This is a genomic window from Saccharopolyspora halophila, from assembly GCF_039531955.1.
In the GTDB taxonomy this organism is placed as follows: Bacteria; Actinomycetota; Actinomycetes; order Mycobacteriales; family Pseudonocardiaceae; genus Saccharopolyspora; species Saccharopolyspora halophila.
Window position 1 is genome coordinate 554,978 of record NZ_BAAARA010000004.1, and the last position, 19,484, is coordinate 574,461.

Annotated in this window: 18 protein-coding genes; 9 read left to right on the top strand and 9 right to left on the bottom strand. The window is 70.4% G+C overall.

Annotation, left to right across the window (positions count from 1 at the left end; translation table 11 throughout):
• Window positions 1-2: 2 nt before the first annotated feature.
• From ABD289_RS10095 to ABD289_RS10115, 5 genes are all read right to left on the bottom strand, one after another.
• A complete protein-coding gene (locus ABD289_RS10095; protein ID WP_344129108.1) occupies window positions 3-881 on the bottom strand; it encodes a carbohydrate ABC transporter permease in 879 nt (292 codons plus the stop codon).
• Window positions 882-2,168, bottom strand: a complete 1,287-nt coding sequence (locus ABD289_RS10100) for an extracellular solute-binding protein (RefSeq protein ID WP_344129110.1) — start codon at window positions 2,166-2,168, stop codon at window positions 882-884.
• Window positions 2,169-2,323: 155 nt separating this feature from the next.
• A complete protein-coding gene (locus ABD289_RS10105; protein WP_344129112.1) occupies window positions 2,324-3,313 on the bottom strand; it encodes a lactonase family protein in 990 nt (329 codons plus the stop codon).
• A gap of 385 nt (window positions 3,314-3,698) precedes the next feature.
• Entirely contained in the window at window positions 3,699-5,111 is a 1,413-nt protein-coding gene (locus ABD289_RS10110; protein ID WP_344129114.1) for a GntP family permease, read from the bottom strand.
• A 163-nt stretch (window positions 5,112-5,274) separates the two neighbouring features.
• Window positions 5,275-6,855 (bottom strand): N-acyl-D-amino-acid deacylase family protein, encoded by a 1,581-nt coding sequence (locus ABD289_RS10115; RefSeq protein ID WP_344129116.1) that lies wholly within the window; start codon window positions 6,853-6,855, stop codon window positions 5,275-5,277.
• A 150-nt stretch (window positions 6,856-7,005) separates the two neighbouring features.
• Between ABD289_RS10115 and ABD289_RS10120 the strand changes: the two genes are divergently transcribed.
• A complete protein-coding gene (locus ABD289_RS10120; protein ID WP_344129118.1) occupies window positions 7,006-7,395 on the top strand; it encodes a RidA family protein in 390 nt (129 codons plus the stop codon).
• Between the two features lie 40 nt (window positions 7,396-7,435).
• Here ABD289_RS10120 and ABD289_RS10125 read toward each other — a convergent pair whose 3' ends face one another.
• Window positions 7,436-8,671, bottom strand: coding sequence for an amino acid deaminase (locus ABD289_RS10125; protein WP_344129229.1), 1,236 nt, complete (start codon window positions 8,669-8,671; stop codon window positions 7,436-7,438).
• Between the two features lie 190 nt (window positions 8,672-8,861).
• Between ABD289_RS10125 and ABD289_RS10130 the strand changes: the two genes are divergently transcribed.
• On the top strand, window positions 8,862-9,605 hold the full coding sequence (locus tag ABD289_RS10130; protein ID WP_344129120.1) for an IclR family transcriptional regulator: 744 nt from the start codon (window positions 8,862-8,864) through the stop codon (window positions 9,603-9,605).
• Window positions 9,606-9,705: 100 nt separating this feature from the next.
• Here ABD289_RS10130 and ABD289_RS10135 read toward each other — a convergent pair whose 3' ends face one another.
• Window positions 9,706-10,062 carry a DUF1844 domain-containing protein gene (locus ABD289_RS10135; RefSeq protein WP_344129231.1) on the bottom strand — a complete coding sequence of 119 codons (357 nt, stop codon included), beginning with the start codon at window positions 10,060-10,062 and terminating at the stop codon, window positions 9,706-9,708.
• 299 nt (window positions 10,063-10,361) lie between these two features.
• Here ABD289_RS10135 and infC point away from each other — a divergent pair, with 299 nt between their 5' ends.
• The 6 genes from infC to pheT all read left to right on the top strand — a co-directional run bounded on the left by infC (window position 10,362) and on the right by pheT (window position 16,337).
• Entirely contained in the window at window positions 10,362-10,937 is a 576-nt protein-coding gene (infC, locus tag ABD289_RS10140; RefSeq protein ID WP_344129122.1) for a translation initiation factor IF-3, read from the top strand.
• Window positions 10,938-11,024: 87 nt separating this feature from the next.
• On the top strand, window positions 11,025-11,219 hold the full coding sequence (gene rpmI / locus ABD289_RS10145) for a 50S ribosomal protein L35 (RefSeq protein ID WP_344129124.1): 195 nt from the start codon (window positions 11,025-11,027) through the stop codon (window positions 11,217-11,219).
• Window positions 11,220-11,318: 99 nt separating this feature from the next.
• A complete protein-coding gene (gene rplT, locus ABD289_RS10150) occupies window positions 11,319-11,687 on the top strand; it encodes a 50S ribosomal protein L20 (RefSeq protein WP_344129126.1) in 369 nt (122 codons plus the stop codon).
• Window positions 11,684-12,526: a TrmH family RNA methyltransferase gene (locus tag ABD289_RS10155; protein ID WP_344129233.1), complete on the top strand. Its 843-nt coding sequence runs from the start codon at window positions 11,684-11,686 to the stop codon at window positions 12,524-12,526. Before rplT ends, ABD289_RS10155 begins: the two co-directional genes overlap by 4 nt.
• Before the next feature lie 211 nt (window positions 12,527-12,737).
• A complete protein-coding gene (pheS, locus tag ABD289_RS10160) occupies window positions 12,738-13,799 on the top strand; it encodes a phenylalanine--tRNA ligase subunit alpha (protein WP_344129128.1) in 1,062 nt (353 codons plus the stop codon).
• A 45-nt stretch (window positions 13,800-13,844) separates the two neighbouring features.
• On the top strand, window positions 13,845-16,337 hold the full coding sequence (gene pheT / locus ABD289_RS10165) for a phenylalanine--tRNA ligase subunit beta (protein ID WP_344129130.1): 2,493 nt from the start codon (window positions 13,845-13,847) through the stop codon (window positions 16,335-16,337).
• A 278-nt stretch (window positions 16,338-16,615) separates the two neighbouring features.
• Here the strand turns inward: pheT and ABD289_RS10170 are convergent, their stop codons facing one another.
• Together ABD289_RS10170 and ABD289_RS10175 are read right to left on the bottom strand one after the other, a co-directional pair.
• Complete coding sequence (locus ABD289_RS10170) at window positions 16,616-17,209, bottom strand: GNAT family N-acetyltransferase (protein WP_344129132.1); 594 nt, start codon at window positions 17,207-17,209, stop codon at window positions 16,616-16,618.
• Between the two features lie 160 nt (window positions 17,210-17,369).
• The gene (locus ABD289_RS10175; protein ID WP_344129134.1) at window positions 17,370-18,050 is read right to left on the bottom strand and encodes a methyltransferase; all 681 of its coding nucleotides are present in this window, start codon (window positions 18,048-18,050) and stop codon (window positions 17,370-17,372) included.
• Between the two features lie 373 nt (window positions 18,051-18,423).
• On the opposite strand from ABD289_RS10175, the gene argC reads away from it, so the two are divergent.
• Entirely contained in the window at window positions 18,424-19,452 is a 1,029-nt protein-coding gene (gene argC / locus ABD289_RS10180; protein WP_344129136.1) for an N-acetyl-gamma-glutamyl-phosphate reductase, read from the top strand.
• The last annotated feature ends 32 nt before the right edge of the window (window positions 19,453-19,484 follow it).

Genomic DNA, 19,484 nt, shown 5'->3' on the forward strand with positions numbered 1-19,484 from the left:
TTTCACACCGTCACCTCGCTTCCGCGCTGCGCGCGCAGGTAGCCGAGCGTGATCACCAGCAGCAGCGCGGTCATCACCACGCCGATGGCCGAGCCCAGCCCGTAGTTCGAGGCCGCGAAGGCCTCCTGGTAGGCGTAGACGTTGAGCACCAGGTTCTGCCCGGCGACGCCGCCGCCGTTGGTCATCACGTAGATCTGGGTGAACACCTTGAAGTCCCAGATGATCGACTGGATGGTGGCGATGAGCAGCACCGGGCGCAGCATCGGCAGCAGCACGCTGCGCGTGGTGCGCCACACCGAAGCGCCGTCCAGCGCCGCGGCCTCCACCACCTCACCGGGAATACCGGTCAAACCGGCGTAGGTGGTCACCAGCACGAACGGGAACGAGCACCAGATCACCTCGGCGGCGACGAACCCGAAGGCCACGTACTTGTCGTAGGTCCAGGAAAAGCCCTCGGCCGCACTCATTCCCGAGCCGGTGAGCAGCTCGTTGACCAGACCGAAGTCCTGGTCGAAGAGGAACAGCCACACCGTCGAACCTGCCACGGCCGGTGTCGCCCAAGCGCCGATCGCGGCCAGGAACAGCAGCATCCGCGGGATCCGGCCGATCTTGGTCGCCAGCACCGCCAGCCCGATTCCCAGGACCAGGCTGCCCAGCACGCACAGCGCGGCGAACAGGCAGGTCTGCAACAGGATGGTCCAGAACCGGGAGTCCGAGAGCAGCGCAAGGTAGTTTCCCGCGCCGAGGAACTCCAGCGGGGCACCGCCCGATGCCTGCGCCTGCCCGTACTCGTAGAGCGAGAGCTGCACCAGCTGGTAGAGCGGGTAGCCCATCATGCAGACGAGCAGCACCCCGGCCGGGATGAGGTAGAGCAGCGGCATCTAGCGCCCCTCGAAGGCGTCGTTCATCCGCTCGGCGGCCTGGCCGGTGGCCTGTTCGACGGGGACTCCGTTGACGATCCGCTGCACCATGGTGGGCAGCACGTCCTGGGCGTCGATCTGCGACCACGCGGGCGTGTCCGGTACGAAACGGGTTCCGCTGCGCAGGGTTTCCACGAACGGTTCCGACGCCGGATCCGCGGCCGCGACCTCGCGCTGCACGTCGACGAACGTCGGCAGGTTGCCCATCGCCTCGTACAGCTTGCGCTGGTACTCCTTGCCCGCCAGCAACTGCGCGAACTCCCGCGCCAGCGTCGCCTTCTGCGAGGACTTGAGCACCCCGAGCAGGTTGCCCCCGGCGAAGGCGGGGGCCGTCGAACCGGGAGCGCTGCCGGGCAGCGGGACGACGGCGTAGTCGTCCCCGACCGGACCGGATTCCACCGCCGAGCGGTTGAAATCACCGCCGATGGTCATCGCGGCCTTGCCGGCGGCGAACGCCTGCACGCTCTGGCTGCCGGTCATGTCCGCGCACTGCTCCTTCGGGCAGGCTCCACCGGAGATCAGCGAGGTGAAGGTCTCGACGCCCGCGCGGGCCTGCGGGGTGTCCAGCGCGGAGACCCACTGGCCGTCCCGCTCGCGGGCCAGCTCGCCGCCCGCGGCCCAGATGAACGGCATCAGCGCGTAGTGGTACTCGCCGCCCGCGGCGATGCCGTAGAGGTCCGGGCGTTCCCGCTGGATCCGCTGCGCGGTGTCCACGAGTTCGGCCAAGGTGCGCGGGGGCTGCAACCCCAGTTCCTCGAAGACGTCCGTGCGGTAGTACAGCGCGCGCACCCCGGTGTAGAACGGCAGGCCGTGGACCTTTCCGTCCACGCGAGCGGTGTCGAGCGCGGAGGGGGACAGGTCGGCGGCTTCGTCCCAGCGCGGCAGGTGCTCGGTCAGATCGGCGAGGCCACCGGCGGCCACGTAGCCCGCCAGGTCGGTGTTGCCCAGCTCGGCGACGTCCGGTGCGCTCGCGGGATCGTTGAACGCGCCGGTGAACCGCTCCGCTCGGGTTTCCACCGCGATGTAGCGCACGTCGACCTCGACGTCGGCGCGTTCGGCCTCGAAGCGGTTCACCGCCTCGTCGACCACCTTCTCCTTCGGGCCGCGGTCGGCCTCGTCGAACAGCCACACCCGCAGCGTCCCGGTGCGCTGGTCCTCGACCGGTTGGGTCTGCTGGACCTGCGGTGGCCCGCAGGCCACCAGCAGGGCGCCGATGGCGGCGAAGGTGACGAATTTTCCTGCGCGCATGGCGGTCTCCGTTGGTCCCGATGGAATTGTCGGCTGGATACCGAGGAATCGGATGTTATGGTCCAGACCTCTTCCAATCAAGGTCTGGACCAATCTTCAGGTCGTTCCTACCGCTGGGCGAAAAGCGGTGGGGAAACGGGAGATCGGTGAACCGATCAGCGGCCGAAGGTCAGCGCCGCCACCGACGGGCAGGCGTACTCGTCCGATGTCGGTGCCAGCGAACCCGTTCCGGGGTCCCGGGTCAGCCGGGTGATCGTTCCGGAGCGCTGGTTGGCGACGTAGAGCGAGCTCTCGGCCGGATCCAGCGCGCAGAAGCGCGGCCAGTCACCACCGGTGGGCGTGACCGACCGGAACTCCAGACCTCCTGGAGTCGTGGCGAACACCGCGATGTCGTTGTCGCCCCGGTTGGAGGCGTAGACGAACGATCCGTCGCGCGAAACCGCGATCTCTGCGGGGAAGTTCTCCCCGGAAGCGCCGGGCGCCCGGCTGGAGACCACCTGCCCGGCGGTCAACCTCCCGGTCTGTGCGTCGAAGTCCAGCACGATGATGTTCGAGGCCAGTTCGTTGAGCAGGTAGGCACGATCGCCGTGGAAGGCCAGGTGTCGTGGCCCGGTGCCCGCGGGCAACTCGAGGCGCTGGTTCTCGACGAGCCTGCCGTCGCGCAGAGCGTAGATGAACACCGAGTCGGCCCCGAGATCGACCGCGAGCACCCACCGCCCGCTGGGATCGACGACCACCTGGTGGGCGTGCGGTTCGGCGCCGGGGTGCTGGATCAGGTCGGTGTTCTCGCCGAGCGTGCCGTTCGGGGCGAGCCGGTGGACGGCCACCGTCCCGTCGGTGTAGTTCGCGGTGAGCAGGAACTTCCCGTTCGGGTGCGCGGTCAGGTGGGTCGGTCCCGCTCCGCCGCTGGAGACGCTGCCGCGCACGGTCGGTTCGCCGCGGACGTCGATCGCGGTGATCGAGCCCTGGGCGTTCTCATTGGTCAGGTACAGGAACTTCCCGTCGGGCGACCACGCGAAGAACGAGACGTCAGCGATCCCGTCGAGCACCCGCCGCCGGGTCAGCGCGCCGTCCGCGCCCCGCTCCGCGAGCTCGAGCCCGCGACCGCCCGAGGTCCCGGAGGTGTAGCTGCCGATGAAGGTCATCGCTCGGCCGCGAGGTCTTCCTCCGGCTGCGGCCGCAGGTCCCGCGGCACTCCCTGCGATTCCTAGCGCGCCAACGGCTCCCAGAAATCCACGACGCGAAACCGCCACGATGCCCTCCCGGCTCGACGACTCGATGCGGTGTAGTCTGCCGCTTCGCCGCGCAGTGGACTAGACCAAAACGGCGGGATGGCGAGAACTGACCGCGCCGGTGCGCGGACTCAGGAGACATTTCCGTGTGGGGTTCGCGTGGCGGTGCTGGTGGCGGAACCTGACGCGCCGTGCGGCTGCGGGATCCGCTCCTCGAGCGGCCGTCCTCGCCGCACGACGCGTCAGAACCCGCGGCGGTGCCGGTTGAGGCCCGCACCGGCGCATGCTGCGAGGCCCCTCACCCCGCGACGACGGACAACGAGGCCGCCATCGCGAACGCGACCACCGACAGGATCGTCTCCAGCACCGTCCAGCTCTTGAGCATGTCCGCGACCGGAATGCCGAAGTACCGCGAGATGATCCAGAAGCCGCCGTCGTTGACGTGCGAGGCGATGATCGAACCGGCCGCGATGGCCACCGCGATCAACGCCAGCTGAGCCTGCGAGTGATCCCCGGCCTGCAGCAGCGGTGCCACGATGCCGCCGGTGGTCACGATCGCCACCGTCGCCGAGCCCTGCGCGATCCGCAGCCCGCTGCTGATCACGTAGGCGGACACCAGCATCGGCAAGCCGGTCGCCTGCAACGAACCCGCCAACGCGTCGCCGACCCCGGTCTCGGCCAGCACCTTCCCGAAGAAACCACCGGCACCCACGACCAGCAGCAGCATCCCGAGCGGGCGCAACGCCCCAGCGGTCAGCTCGGACAGCTGCGCACCGGTCATGCCGCGCCGGGTGCCCAGCAGCCAGAACGAGAGCAGCACCGCGATGGTCAGCGCCACGGTCGGATTGCCCAGGAACGTCACTGTCGCCAGCAGTCCTCCCGCCGGCAGCGTGATGCTGCCGAAGGTGCCGCCGAGGATCAGCACCATCGGCAGCCCGATGATCAACGCCACCGTCCCGAGGCCCGGATCGGGGCGCCCCTGCTCGGTTCGCTCCCGCGCCATCGCGTCGGCGGTGGCGAGCATGTCGTCCGGTACTGGCAGGTGGATCCGGTTGCCGATCCAGACCGGGTACAGCAGCCCCGCCAGGATGAACGCCGGCAGGCCGCAGGCCAGTCCCATCAGGATGATCCAGCCCAGATCGACCCCGAGCAGTCCGGCCGCGACCACCGGTCCCGGGTGCGGGGGCAGGAACGCGTGCGTCATGGACAGCCCGGCCACCAGCGGCAGGCAGTACAGCAGGATGGAGCGCTTGCCCTCCCGCGCCACGACGTAGACCAGCGGGGCGAGCACGAAGATGCCGATGTCGAAGAACACCGGGACTCCGAAGATCAGCCCGGACAGCCCCATGGCCAGCGGTGCGCGGCGTTCCCCGACTGCGGTCAGCAACTCGCGGGTGAGCAGTTGCGCGCCTCCGGAGGCCTCCAGCATCGAACCCAGGATGGTGCCGAGCCCGATGATGGCGGTGATGTGGCCGAGGATCGAGGCGAATCCGTCCTCCAGCAGCGAGTCGCCGCTGGACTGCGCGGTACCGACGATCTCCTCGGGCGAGAGCCCCGCAGCCAGGGCGATCAGCAGCCCGGTAACCAGCAGCGCGATGAACGGTTCGATCCGGAAGCGGATGATCATCAGCAGCAGCGCCGCGATCCCGGCCGCGCAGAGCACGAGCAGTCCGGGTGTCTCGTGCTGCAGCCAGTGCAGGAAGGTGGCCAACGGGCTCTCCTGGGGTCTGCTCGGGAACGGCTTCGCTCGGCGGTGCGACAACGGGACCTGCGCCGCTCCTGGTGCGCGGCACGGCGCGCATTGGCGTGCAGCCCGCGGCGGGGTGGGCAGAGTTCGTGCTCGAAACGACGGCTCCGCCGCGCTCCTGAACTGCCTAGCGGTTCTTGCGCAGCGCGCGGCCGGGCAGGGCATCGGTGCGGTGACCGTCCTGGATCACCGCGACCCCGCCGACCAGAACGTGCGGGATTCCGGCGGCCTGCTGCCGCGGTTCCTCGAAGGTCGCGGTGTCGGCGACCTCGTCCGGATCGAACAGCACCAGGTCGGCGACGTTGCCGGCGCGGATGCGGCCGCGGTCGGTGAGCCCGAGCCGGTCGGCGGGACGCGAGGTGAGGTGCGCGACGCACTCCTCGAGCTCCAGCACGCCGGTCTCGCGCACGTAGTGCCCGAGGTAGCGCGGGAAGGTGCCCCACGAGCGCGGGTGCGGGCGCGCCCCGACCAGCAGGCCGTCGCTGCCCCCGGTGTGCGCGCGGTGGCGCATGATCGCGCGCACGTTGTCCTCGTGGCCCACGTGCATCAAGCAGGAGCTGCCCAGCTGCTCGTTGATCAGCACGTCGAGGTAGAACTCGGTCGGCTGCTCGGCCGCGGCCCGCGCGGCATCGGCAACGCTGCGCCCCACCAGGTGCGCGTTGCCGGGCTCGCGGACCCCGCTGATGACGATGGTGTCCCACTCCACCGGAACGCCGTGGCAGCCGTCGGATCCGGTGATCTCGAGCTCGTGACGAATCCGGGCCCGCTGCCCGGGATCCCGCAACCTGTCCAGAGTGGACGACACGCCGCCGGCCATGGCCCAGCTCGGCAGCAGCGCGTGCAGCGAGGTGGCGCCCGGCAGGTACGGATAGCTGTCCAGGGTGACGTCGCGGCCGTCGTCGATGGCGCGATCGAGCATGGTCAGCAGCTCACTCGCGCGACCTTCGTTCACCCCGAAGTTCATGGTCGCGTGCGCCAGGTGCAGCGGGCAGCCCGAGCGCTCGGCGACCTCCAGCATCTCGGCGTAGGCCTGCAGCGCGCCCGCGCCGTAGCTGCGGTGGTGCGGGCTGTAGAACCCGCCGTGGGCGGCCACCACCTCGCACAGCGCGGTCAGCTCCGCGGTGTCGGCGTACATGCCCGGGGTGTAGGTCAGACCCGAGGACATCCCGAAGGCGCCCTGCCGCAGGGATTCCGCCAACACCTCGCGCATCCGGTCGAGCTCGTCGGCGGTGACCGGCCGGTCCTCGTAGCCCGCGCACAGCAGCCGGAGGGTGCCCTGCGGGACCAGGTAGGCGGCGTTGGTGGCGATGCCCTCGTCCAGGCGGTCGAGGTATTCGGCCACGCTGCGCCAGTTCCAGTCGAAACCGGGCGGATCGTCGTTCCAGCCCGCGATCTGCTGGCGCAGGGTCGCCAGCGTCTCGTCGTCGACGGGCGCGTAGGACAGGCCGTCCTGGCCGATGACCTCGAGCGTCACGCCCTGCGAGACCTTGGCCGTGTGATCGGGCTCGGCCAGCAGTTGCAGGTCCGAATGCGCGTGCATGTCCACGAAACCCGGCGCCAGGACCAATCCACCCGCGTCGATGCTGCGCTCGGCGCTGAGCCGGTGGCCGATCTCGGCGATGCGTCCCGCGGAGATCCCGACGTCGGCGAAGTAGCGCGGTCCGCCGTCGCCGTCGACGATGTGCGCTCCCCGGATGATGAGGTCCAACCGTGGTCCTTCCGACGTGGATTGGTCTGCACCAGATTGGGCGATCCTAGGTAGGATCGATCGCGAATGGCAATGGCTCGCGCGCGGTACTCGTTACCGCCGGATTTCGGTGCGTCTCAGCCGGAATCGCCGAATGGGAGGATTCACCCGATGAGCAGCAGGACCGTCGTCAGCACTGACAACGCACCCAAGCCGCCCGCGCACATTCCGCTGTCGCAGGGCGTGCGCAAGGGCAACATGCTGCAGGTTTCCGGGCAGACCGCGGTGAACCCGGAAACCGGCAAGCTCGTCGAGGGCGGTGTCGCCGAGCAGACCGAGCAGTGCCTGCGGAACGTCATCGCGGTGATCGAGGCCGAGGGCGGTTCGCTCGAGGACGTCCTGATGCTGCGCGTGTACCTCACCGACACCTCGCAGTTCGCCGAGATGAACGAGACCTACGCGAGGGTGGTCGGCGAACCGTTCCCGGCGCGCACCACCGTCTACGTCGGGCTGCCCGCGGGGCTCCTCTGCGAGATCGACGCGCTGGCCGTCCTGGACTGATCGACGCGCCCGGGGCGCCCGCAGGCGTTCCCCGGGCGGATCAGAAGAAGGTGCGGACGAGATCGGTGACCTCGTCCCCCTCCGTCACCGGGATGAGGGTCCACTTGTCCAGGACCGTGCACGGGTGCGAGAGGCCGAAGGCGATCCAGTCGCCGACCTCCGGCTCGGCGCCGCCGAGCTCCAGGAAGGCGTGCTGGTCCGCCAGGCCCCGCACCCGGCACGAGCCGGTGGGCAGCTCCCGGGCGCTTCCGTCGGCCGCGCGCAGCAGCTGGGGCTCGGGGAGTCCCTGGTCGAAGGAGACGTCGCGGCGTCCCATGGTCAGCAGGGCCAGATCGGGTTCCGGGCGCGAGATGACCTGCGCCCAGATGCGCATCGCCGGGTGGAACGGTGCTTCGCTGCTGGCGAGCCGGTGCTGGCGGCCGAACGGGGAGCGGATCCGGTAGAAGCCGTCGTCGTGCAGCAGGTACCCGCCGCTGCGCAGCACCGGCACCACCGGCAGGCCTTCCGGCCAGGGGCGGGTCAGCGCCTCGGCGACCTGGTCGAAGTACGCGCTGCCGCCCGCGCTGACGATCACCTCGTCCAGCCCGTCGAAATGCCCGTCCGCGGCGAGTTCGGCGACCAGCGAGCGCAATTCGCGCAGGTAACCATCCACTGCGGACAGCGACGACTCCTCGACGTCGTGCGCGACCTCGCCCTCGTAGCCGGCAACACCGACCAGCCGCAGCTCTGGCCGGGCCCGCACCGCCTCGGCCAGCTCGCGGGCCTGCGCGGCCGTGCGCGCGCCGGTGCGCCCGCCCTCGTTGCCGAGCTCCACCAGCACGTCCACCGGGCGCGAGCCGCCGTGCTCGGCCAGCGCGGCGGCCATCAGCTCCACGCCGCGCGGCGAGTCCACGTAGCAGCAGAACGCGAAGTCGGGGTCGGCGTCGAGCTCATCGGCCAGCCAGGTCAGTCCGTGCGGATCGACCAGCTCGTTGGCCAGCAGGATCCGCCGCACGCCGAACGCCCGGTACACCCGCAGCTGGCTGATGTTGGCCGCGGTGATGCCCCACGCCCCGTGCGCCAGCTGCCGCTCGAACAGCCGCGGTGCCATCGTCGTCTTGCCGTGCGGCGCGAGCCGCAGCCCGTGCTCGGCGCACCAGCCGGCCATGGTCGCGAGGTTGTGCTCCATCGCGGCGTCGTCGAGCGTGAGGATCGGTCCGACGAACCCCGCCTCGAACAGCTTCGGCCGGGTTCCGAGGAACTCCCCGACGGTGGAGCCGAAGGACGACGAGGGCATGCCCTTGAAGCGCCAGTCGATGCGCTCGTCGTGCAACGCGCGGACCGCGCTGGTGTCGATGCCCGTCAGGTCGTTGCCCGATGCCGCCACGGCGCCTCCCATTGCGTAGGGTGCAACACGCGTTGCACAAATGGCGAAGAGGTATGTACCACTGCGCGCTGCGGTGCGTCAACGCTGATCGGAGGGGCCGGTGAGCCAGAGCCTGGAACGCGGACTCGCGGTGCTGAGCGCGCTCGCCGACGGCCCGCGCACGCTCGACGAGCTCGCCGAGCGGCTCGGCGTGCACAAGACGACGGTGATGCGGCTGCTGCGCACTCTGGAGGCGGGCCGTTTCGTCCGTCGCGAGGACGCGCACCGCTACCGGCTCGGCAGCACCGTGTTCGACCTCGCGCACCGAGCGCTCGAAGACCTCGACGTCCGCGACGTCGCCCGCGCGCACCTGCAAGGGCTGGGGGAGCGCAGCGGTCACACCGCGCACCTGGCGATGCTGGACGAGGACCAGGTCGTCTACATCGACAAGGTCGACAGCGTGCACCCGGTGCGCATGTACTCCCGGATCGGCCGCCGGGCGCCGGTGCACTGCACCGCGGTGGGCAAGGTCCTCGTGGCCGACCTGCCGGCATCGCGCAGGCAGCGCCTGGTGCAGCGCATCGGCTATCCGAGGTTCACCCCGAACACGATCGACTCGCCGGAGCGGTTCCGCGTCGAGCTCGATCGGGTGCACAACCAGGGCTACGCCGTCGACCGCAACGAGCACGAGGACTTCACGCACTGCGTGGCCGCGCCGATCCGCAACCACCGCGGCGAGGTGGTGGCGGCCGTGTCCATGTCGGTGCCGAAGGTCATCCTCCCGCTCTCCGAGCTGTTCACCTGGCTCGACGACCTCCGGGCGACGGCGAACGCGATCTCGGCGGAGCTGGGGCGCCGGGACTGAGCCGTTCGCGCGGATCGCGCGGCGGTCCCTCGAACGCGAAGAGGCGCCCGCGGCCGGGAAGGTCGCGGGCGCCTCTCTTTCGCGCGGGTTCCGGGTTCGGTCAGTAAACCGGGCCGGTGTACTTCTCGCCCGGCCCCTGGCCGGGAGCGTCCGGGTGGGCGGATGCTTCGCGGAAGGCCCGCTGCAGGGACTGCAGACCGTCGCGGATCGGACCGGCGTGCGGTCCGAGGTACTCGACCGAGGAGGTCACCAGGCCGGCCAGCGCCGTGATCAGGCGGCGGGCCTCGTCCAGGTCGCGCGTGGGCGCGTTGTCCGGGTCCTCGTCGGAGAGGCCGAGCTTCTCGGCGGCGGCGGACATCAGCATCACCGCGGCCCGGCTGATCACCTCGACGCTGGGAACATCGGGAAGCGCGCGGACGTTAGAATCGTCGCCCGCGTCGTGCGCATGCTCGCCGATCGAATCGGTGGAGGTCGCGGTGTCGGGGGGAGTGGTTGGCTGCGGTTCGGTCACGCCTGCTACCCTGACACGCACGACCAGCCCCTGCTCAGCCGGGGGCGGCAAAGTGGAGCCCCGCTCCCACCCGCGAGGCCGTAGAGGTCTCCGGGTTCCGGTCCTACCGACGTCCATGCGGTTGTCGGTGGTGCGAACGGTGTCTTGGACGCCGGTTCGATCGGTTTGGAGTCAGGGTCCCGCGGGTCCGCGTCGAGCGGAGCCAGCGGGACTTTTGCATTCCGGGGTGAGCTCTACACGCCGCGGTGCAGTTACAACAGCCATCGAACCGAGGAGGCCCCATCAGCTCCGAGACGCGCATCAATGACCGCATCCGGGTACCGGAGGTCCGACTGGTCGGACCCAACGGTGAGCAGGTCGGAATCGTCCGCATCGAGGACGCGCTCCGGCTGGCACAGGAAGCGGATCTGGACCTTGTCGAGGTCGCCCCGCAGGCGCGCCCGCCGGTCTGCAAGCTCATGGACTACGGCAAGTTCAAGTACGAGAGCGCGCAAAAGGCTCGCGAATCGCGCCGCAATCAGCAGCAGACCGTCATCAAGGAGCAGAAGCTCCGTCCGAAGATCGACCCGCACGACTACGAGACGAAGAAGGGCCACGTGTCCCGCTTCCTCGGTCAGGGTCACAAGGTCAAGGTGACGATCATGTTCCGCGGTCGCGAGCAATCGCGTCCCGAGTTGGGCTTCCGCCTGCTGCAGCGACTGGCCGATGACGTTGCCGACCTCGGGTTCATCGAGTCGAACCCGAAGCAGGACGGTCGCAACATGATCATGGTTCTTGCGCCGCACAAGACGAACAAGACCAAGCCCAAGGCGAACGCGTAAGACGAATTCGTCAGGGCTCGTGATGTGACGCCGGGCTGGACGCGACTCCGCGCCCACCCGGCCTCAGTACGAAACGAGGACGAGAGCATGCCGAAGAACAAGACCCACAAGGGCACTGCGAAGCGCTTCAAGGTGACCGGCAAGGGCAAGCTGCGGCGCGAGCAGGCGGGACGCCGGCACATCCTGGAGAAGAAGTCCAGCCGTGTCACCCGTCGCCTCGAGGGCACCGAGCAGGTGTCCAAGAACGACGCTCCGCGCGTCAACAAGCTGCTGGGTCGCTGACGACGCCGCTGCTTCCCGGACGGGACAGCGCGAGTCGTGAGAACCCAACCACCCGCACGGGCGGGCACCCGCCCCCGATGAGATAACAGGACGGACCCCGTGGCACGCGTCAAGCGGGCAGTCAACGCCCAGAAGAAGCGCCGCACGATTCTCGAGTCGACCCGCGGCTACCGCGGTCAGCGTTCCCGGCTGTACCGCAAGGCCAAGGAGCAGATGCTCCACTCCTTCACCTACTCCTACCGGGACCGCCGCGCCCGCAAGGGTGAGTTCCGCAAGCTGTGGATCACCCGCATCAACGCGGCGACCCGGCAGCACGGCATGAGCTACAACCGGTTCGTGCAGGGCCTCAAGGCCGCCGAGGTCGAGGTGGACCGCAAGATCCTGGCGGAGCTCGCCGTCAACGACCCGCAGGCCTTCGAGGGCCTGGTCGAGGTCGCGCGCAAGAACCTGCCGGAGAGTGCGGCCTGAGCGTCGAGCACACCTCCGATCCGCGACCCGGGAACCCGCTCACCGAGCGGTCCTCCCGGGTCGCGGTCGCTCGTAAGCTCACCCGCCGCGCCGGCCGGGACAAGGCCGGAGCGTTCCTCGCCGAGGGCGCTCAGGCAGTGGGTGAGGCGCTCTCCGCGCACGAGGCGGACGAGCTGCGCGTGCGCGACGTGTTCGTCACCGACGCACCTCGGCACGCCGAGTTCGCCGATCGCGCCCGCGCGGCCGGCGTCCCCGTGCACGAGGTGACCGAGCGGGCGGCCGCGTCGCTGTCCGAGACCGTCACCCCGCAGGGCCTGGTCGCGGTCTGCGACCAGCCCGGCACGGACCTGGCGACCGCGCTCGCCCAGCGCCCGCGCCTGGTCGCGGTGCTGGTCGGCATCGCCGACCCGGGCAACGCGGGGACAGTGGTGCGCGTGTCCGACGCCGCCGGAGCCGGTGCGGTGCTGTTCGCCGGGGACGCCGTCGACGCCTACAACGGCAAGGCGGTGCGCGCTTCCACCGGCAGCCTGTTCCACCTGCCGGTCGCCAGGAACCGCGATGTCGCGGCCGTGCTCGCCGCTTGCCGGGAGGCCGGGCTGCGCCTGGTCGGTGCCGATGGTCACGCCACCGGCGACCTCGACACCGCCGATGCGTCCGGTGAACTGGCCGAACCCACCGCGTGGGTGTTCGGTAGCGAAGCGCACGGCCTGTCCGAGGAGGTCACGGCCCAGCTGGACACCACCTTGCGGGTGCCGCTGCACGGGCGCGCGGAGAGCCTCAACCTGGCCACCGCCGCGGCCGTGTGCCTCTACGCCTCAGCTCGCGCCCAGCGCCGCTGACGCGAGCGGGAGATCTCCGCGTAATGCGCTGGAGACCGTCGCTTAGAATCGAAGGTCAAGCTCGCGGCTCTGAGTCGGATGCCTCCGCGCGACGCGGGGGCGCAGGCGGCAGTCGTATGCAATCCAAGCCGGACGCAACGCAAGCAGGTTCGCCGGCCCGGTCAGCCGGGGCGGTGCTGCCTGCGGGACCAACGGGAGTCACGCACTAACGATGTCTGGAGCCAACGACTCGTACGACCCGAAAGAGGTCGCCGCGCTGTCGCCGGAGACGCTCGACCAAGCGGTCGCCGACGCGACCAAGGCCTTCGCGGAAGCCGCCGACCTGGACGAGCTCGCCGCGGTCAAGCCCGCTCACCTCGGTGACAAATCGCCGCTGCTGACCGCGCGGCGCGAGATCGGCGCGCTGCCGCCGAAGGCGCGTTCCGACGCGGGCAAGCGGGTCAACCAGGCGCGCGAGGCAATCCAGAACGCCTTCGACGAGCGCCGCGCCGCGCTGCAGGCGGAGCGCGACGAGAAGGTGCTGCGCGAGGAGACCGTCGACGTGACCCTGCCCTGGGATCGCGTCGCGGCCGGTGCCCGGCACCCGCTCACCCAGCTCGCCGAGCAGATCGAGGACACCTTCGTGGCCATGGGCTGGGAGGTGGCCGAAGGCCCGGAGCTCGAGGCCGAGTGGTTCAACTTCGACGCGCTGAACTTCGGCAAGGACCACCCGGCGCGCACCATGCAGGACACCTTCTACGTGGCGCCGGAGGACTCCGGCCTGGTGCTGCGCACGCACACCTCGCCGTCGCAGATCCGCGCGCTGCTGGAGCGGGAGCTTCCGGTCTACGTGGTCTGCCCGGGCCGGACCTACCGCACCGACGAGCTCGATTCCACCCACACCCCGGTGTTCTCGCAGGTCGAGGGTCTGGCCGTGGACAAGGGCCTGACCATGGCGCACCTGAAGGGCACGCTGGACGCCTTCGCGCGTTCGATGTTCGGCCCCGACTCGGGGACCCGGCTGCGGCCCTCGTACTTCCCGTTCACCGAGCCGTCGGCCGAGATGGACATCTGGTTCCCGGAGAAGAAGGGCGGCGCCGGCTGGGTCGAATGGGGCGGCTGCGGCATGGTCAACCCGAACGTGCTGCGCGCCAGCGGTATCGACCCGGACGTCTACACCGGCTTCGCCTTCGGCATGGGCCTGGAACGCACCCTGATGTTCCGCAACGGCATCCCGGACATGCGCGACATGGTCGAGGGCGACATCCGCTTCACCCTGCCGTTCGGCATCTGATGCCCGTCCAAACCACCCACCTGAACGAGAGAAGGGCCTGACCAAGTGCGGATTCCGGTTTCCTGGCTGGCCGAGCACCTTGAGCTGCCCGAGGAGACGACCGCGGAGACGCTGGCTGAGGCGTTCGTCCGGGTCGGGTTGGAGGTCGAGGAGGTCGAGCACCTGACCCAGGTGCGCGGCCCGCTCGTGGCCGGTCGAGTCGTCGAGATCGAAGAGCTCACCGAATTCAAGAAGCCGATCCGGTACTGCCAGGTCGAGGTGGGCAAGACCGAGGACGACGAACCGAAGTTGCAGAGCATCATCTGCGGTGCGCGCAACTTCTCCGAGGGCGAGCTGGTCGTCGTCGCGCTGCCCGGTGCGGTGCTGCCCGGTGAGTTCGAGATCACCGCGCGCAAGACCTACGGCAGGACGAGCGAGGGCATGATCTGCTCGGCCAAGGAGCTCGGCCTGGGCGAGGATCACGACGGCATCCTGGTGCTGCCGCCCGGTTCGGCCGACCCCGGCGCGGACGCCGTCGAGCTGGTCGGCCTGGACGACTCGATCATCGAGCTGGCCATCACTCCCGACCGCGGCTACTGCTTCTCGGTGCGCGGCCTCGCCCGCGAGCTGTCCAACGCGCTGGAGGTGCCCTTCGGCGACCCGGGCGCGCGCCCGGTGCCGGAGCAGGAGCGCCCGTCCTGGGGCGTCACGCTGGCGGACGAGACGGCGGCCTCGCGCTTCGTGGTGCGCCGGGTCACCGGTGTGGACCCGACGGCTCCGAGCCCGTGGTGGATGCGTCGCAGGCTGGCGCTGGCCGGTATCCGGTCGATCTCGCTGGCCGTGGACATCACCAACTACGTGATGCTCGAGCTGGGGCAGCCGCTGCACGCCTTCGACGCCACCAAGGTGACCGGTGACCTGGTGGTCCGCCGCGCCGAGACCGGCGAGAAGCTGACCACGCTGGACGGCCAGGTCCGCGCGCTCGACGCCGACGACGTCGTGATCGCGGACGAGACCGGCGCGGTCTCGCTGGCTGGCGTGATGGGTGGTGCGAACACCGAGATCGGCGACGGCACCCACGACGTGCTCCTCGAGGGCGCGAACTGGGACCCGGCGAGCATCGCCCGTGCGATCCGGCGGCACAAGCTGCCCAGCGAGGCGGGCAAGCGCTTCGAGCGCTCCGTGGACCCGGCGGTGGCCCCGGTCGCCGTGGAGCTGGCCGCCCAGCTGCTGGTCCGCTACGGCGAGGGCACCATCGCCCCGGGACGCACCGACGTCGGCGAGCCGACGAGCCCGGCACCGGTGACCATGCCGCTGGCGCTGCCGGACCGGGTCGCGGGCGTCGCCTACGAACGCGGCGTGACCGCGCGGCGGCTCAACCAGGTCGGCTGCAAGATCGACCTGAGCACCTCGGACGACGGCGTCGGGCAGATCACCGCCACCCCGCCGTCCTGGCGCCCGGACCTCACGCAGCCGTTCGACCTGGTCGAGGAGGTGCTGCGGCTGGAGGGCTACCACACGATCCCGTCGGTGCTGCCCGCAGCGCCGCCCGGCCGGGGACTGACCGGCGCCCAGCGCCGCAAGCGCGATGTCTCCCGGGCCATGGCCGGTGCCGGGTTCGTCGAGGTGCTGCCCTTCCCGTTCACCGGTGACGAGACGCTGGACGCCTTCGGCCTGGCCGAGGACGATCCGCGCCGTCGCACCATGTCGGTGCTCAACGGGCTGGAGGCCGACAAGTCGCGGCTGACCACCACGTTGCTGACCGGTCTGCTGGACACCTTGCAGCGCAACGTTTCCCGCGGCCAGCGGGACCTGTCGCTGTTCCACATCGGGCAGGTCGTGCTGCCGGGCGAGGAACTGCCCGCGGTGCCCGAGGTCGGCGTGGACGGTCGTCCCGGCGACGAGCAGCTGGCCGCGTTGCGGGCCGCGCTGCCCGAGCAGCCCACGCACGTGGGCGCGGTGCTGACCGGGCAGCGAGAGCAAGCGGGCTGGTGGGGCAAGGGCCGCGCCGCCAACTGGGCGGACGCCGTTCAGGCCGCGCGAGTGGTGGCCTACGCGGCCGACGTCGAGCTGACCGTCAGCGCCGCCGAGCACGCGCCGTGGCACCCGGGGCGCTGTGCCGAGCTCAAGGTCGGCGAGACGGTCGTCGGTTACGCCGGTGAGCTGCACCCGAAGGTCGTGGAGGCGCTGGGCCTGCCCAAGCGCACCTGCGCGATGGAGCTCGATCTCGACGCGCTGCCGCTGACCGAGCGCCGCACCGCTCCGGACATCTCGGCGTACCCGCCGGTGCTGATGGACGTGGCGCTGGTCGTGGACCAGTCGGTGCCCGCGTCCGAGCTGGTCGAGGTGATCCGCGCGGGAGGCGGTGAACTGCTGGAGGACGTCCGGCTGTTCGACGTCTACGCCGGCGAGCAGCTCGGGGAGGGCAAGAAGTCGGTGGCGCTGGCGCTCCGGTTCCGCGCCCCGGATCGCACCCTCAAGCAGGAGGAGGCCACCGAGGCCCGGGACGCGGCCGTGCAGGCCGCCGCCGATCGCCTCGGAGCGACCCTGCGCGCGTGATCGCGATGTGCGACGGCCCCGCTCGGAGCAACCTCTGGCTGCTCCGGGCGGGGCCGTTTCGCATTCGAGAGCGGGCGGAGGTTAGGGGATCTCGTATGCGGCGGATCCGCATGCGGGGCGGGAGTCAGTCGGCACCGCGGCGGGTTCTCGGACGTCGTCGGGCCAGCACAGCCGTAGCGCCGCGCAGGTCGCTGCTCGAGTCGCGACTCCCGGAGACCGGTGGCGTCCGAGGTTCCGCTCCCGGCACCGCCACGCAACCCCCGAGCTGAAAGCTCTCCTCAGTCCCGGCGCGGCAGGTGCCGGGTGGTGAAGTCCTGCGCGGTCAGCCCCATCAGGATCAGCTCGTGCACGCCGTCGGAGAGCGAATCCGGTTCGACGGACCGGTCTTCCACCTGGAAGCCGAGCTTGTCGTGCAGCGTCAGGGACGGCTGGTTGTCCGCGTAGATGCCGACCTGGCACTTGCGGTAGCCGCGCTGGGTGAACATCAGGGCCAGCAGCGTGACGATCGCGTCGTCGGCGTAGCCGCACCTGCGGAATTGCGGGCCGATGCCGACGCCGTAGCCGAAAACCCCCGGCTCGTCGGCCTGGCTGGTGCACATCGACCCGACCAGCTGCTGATCGCGGCGGGTTTCGATGGCCAGTTGGAAGTCGTCGACCGCGTCGGGGTGCTGGGCGCGGTGCGCGGCCCAGTGCCGGTATCCCTCGGCTTGGGCCAATCCGCGGGTCGACGAGCGGTCGAAGCGGACCAGGGTGCGGCGGTCCGCGGGGTCGATCGCGCGTAACCGGATTCTCCGCCCCACCCAGCCGGACGTGGTGATCGGCGCCGCTGCGTGGCGGGCCCCCGGATTCGGGTGCGGCGGGATCATCGTCATCGATCCGATGATGCCGGTTTGGTGCCGCGAAGTCACCAGGGGGGTGGACAACCTGTGACCTTTCCCCAACGCTGTGAAACCTTCGTGTCGGCCGAGTTACCGCACATCAAAGCGATGACGGAGTTCCAGCTGCGACGGCCGGAATCGGCGCGGCGACCGGTCAACCTCGGCGCGATAAGACGGTCATCACACTCGAATTCACTCGTTCGAAGAAGATGATCCCTGCGAGGACGGACAGCGTCGGACCGATCGGGATGATCCGGGTCGAACGGAGACCTGCCTCGGTGAACAGCCGCTCGATCCCGGGTTCGGTGCGCTCGCGGCCCGGCAGCCCGAGCATCATCAGCACGTCCACCGCCATGCGCGTGACGTTGCCGGCCGGGAGAACCGTGTCCACCACGAGAATCCGGCCGCCGCCGGCCGCCGCCTCGCGGCAGTTGCGCAGGATCCGCACGCACTGCTGGTCGTTCCAGTCGTGCGTGCCGTAGCGGAGCGCGTGGACATCGCCACCTCGGGGAATCATCTCGAAGAAGTCGCCGGTCGCCAGCTCCCACCTGCCCGGTTCGCCGAGCTCGTCGAGCACGTGCTCCTCCTGCACCGCGGGCTGGTCGAACAGCACCCCGCGAAGCCCCGGGTGCTGCCGCAGCGCTTCCAGCAGCACGCCTCCGATGCCGCCGCCGACGTCGACCGCGACACCGGCCGCCGGGAAGTCGTACTCGCTCCCGAACAGCTCGTCGGCTCCCGGGGCGAAGGCGGCCACGCCCGCGTTGAACAGCTCGCCGTTGAACAACTCGCAGGCGCGGGGATTCTCGGCGGTGCCGAGCTTGACCGCGGTCCGCAACGCCGCCGGGAACAGGAACCCGAGCGCCTCGTCGAGGACGAAGGACGCTGCTCGTGGCCCTTTCCGATGGTTGGGCGTCGGAGGGCAACTCGAGGCACCTCGCCCGCGTTCGCAGCTCGCTCAGGGCTTTCCGGCGAGCGGTAAGCGCGACCCCGTTCCAGGCGCTTGTCGCTCGTTCGCAGGAGCCGCAGCGCGCCGGTGCCGGACCGGCGATCTCGCGCACCGCTGCGAAGCCGCCGGATGCCGACGCCGGGCTCCGCTGCAGCTCACGACCAGAGACATCACAGTTCGCGCCGGTCGGGGGAGTGGAACACTGGGGGTGCGCATCGATGGTCGTTTGATTGATTTTGCACCGTAGTGCATACTTATCCGCATGACGGTTCATGTGGCTGTGGCTGGCGCCAGTGGATACGCGGGCGGGGAGCTGCTCCGCCTGCTCCTGGCGCACCCGGAGGTGGAGATCGGTGCGCTGACCGCAGGCGGCAACGCGGGCAGCAAGCTCGGGCAGCATCACCCGAACCTGCTGCCGCTGGCCGAGCGCGAGCTCGCCGAGACCAGCGCCGAGGAACTGCGCGGTCACGACGTCGTGTTCCTGGCCCTGCCGCACGGTCACTCCGCGGCCCTCGCCGCCGAACTCGGCGAGGGCATCGTGGTCGTCGACTGCGGCGCGGACCACCGGCTGGACGACGCCGCCGACTGGGAGCGCTGGTACGGCGGCGACCACCCCGGCACCTGGCCCTACGGAGTGCCCGAACTGCCCGGCGCCCGGGACCGGCTGCGCGGTGCCACCCGGATCGCGGTGGCGGGCTGCTTCCCGACCGTGTCGTCGCTGGCGCTGGTTCCTGCCGTGGCCGCCGGCCTGGTCGAGCCGGAGGCCGTGGTCACCGCCGTCACCGGCACCTCGGGCGCGGGCCGCGCGCTCAAACCGCATCTGCTGTCGGCCGAGGTCATGGGCTCGGCGAGCGTCTACGGCGTGGGCGGCGCGCACCGGCACACCCCGGAGATCATCCAGAATCTCAGCGCCGCCGCGGGTGGGCGCGTGAAGGTCAACTTCACCCCGGTGCTGGCGCCGATGGCTCGCGGCATCCTGGCCACCTGCTCGGCGCCGCTGCGGGCGGGCACCGACAACGCCGCCGCGCGGAAGGCCTACCTCGACGCCTACGGCGACGAGCCCTTCGTGTACCTGCTGCCCGAGGGCGCGTGGCCGCAGACCTCGGCCACGCTCGGCGCCAACACGGTCCACCTGCAGGTCGCCGTCGACCCGGACGCGGATCGGCTGGTCGTGGTCGGCGCCGAGGACAACCTGACCAAGGGCACCGCGGGTGGTGCCGTGCAATGCATGAACCTGGCCCTCGGCCTACCCGAGACGACCGGCCTGCCCACCGCGGGCCTCGCGCCGTGACCACCACCCCGAGCAGTGCGAACCAGGGAGAA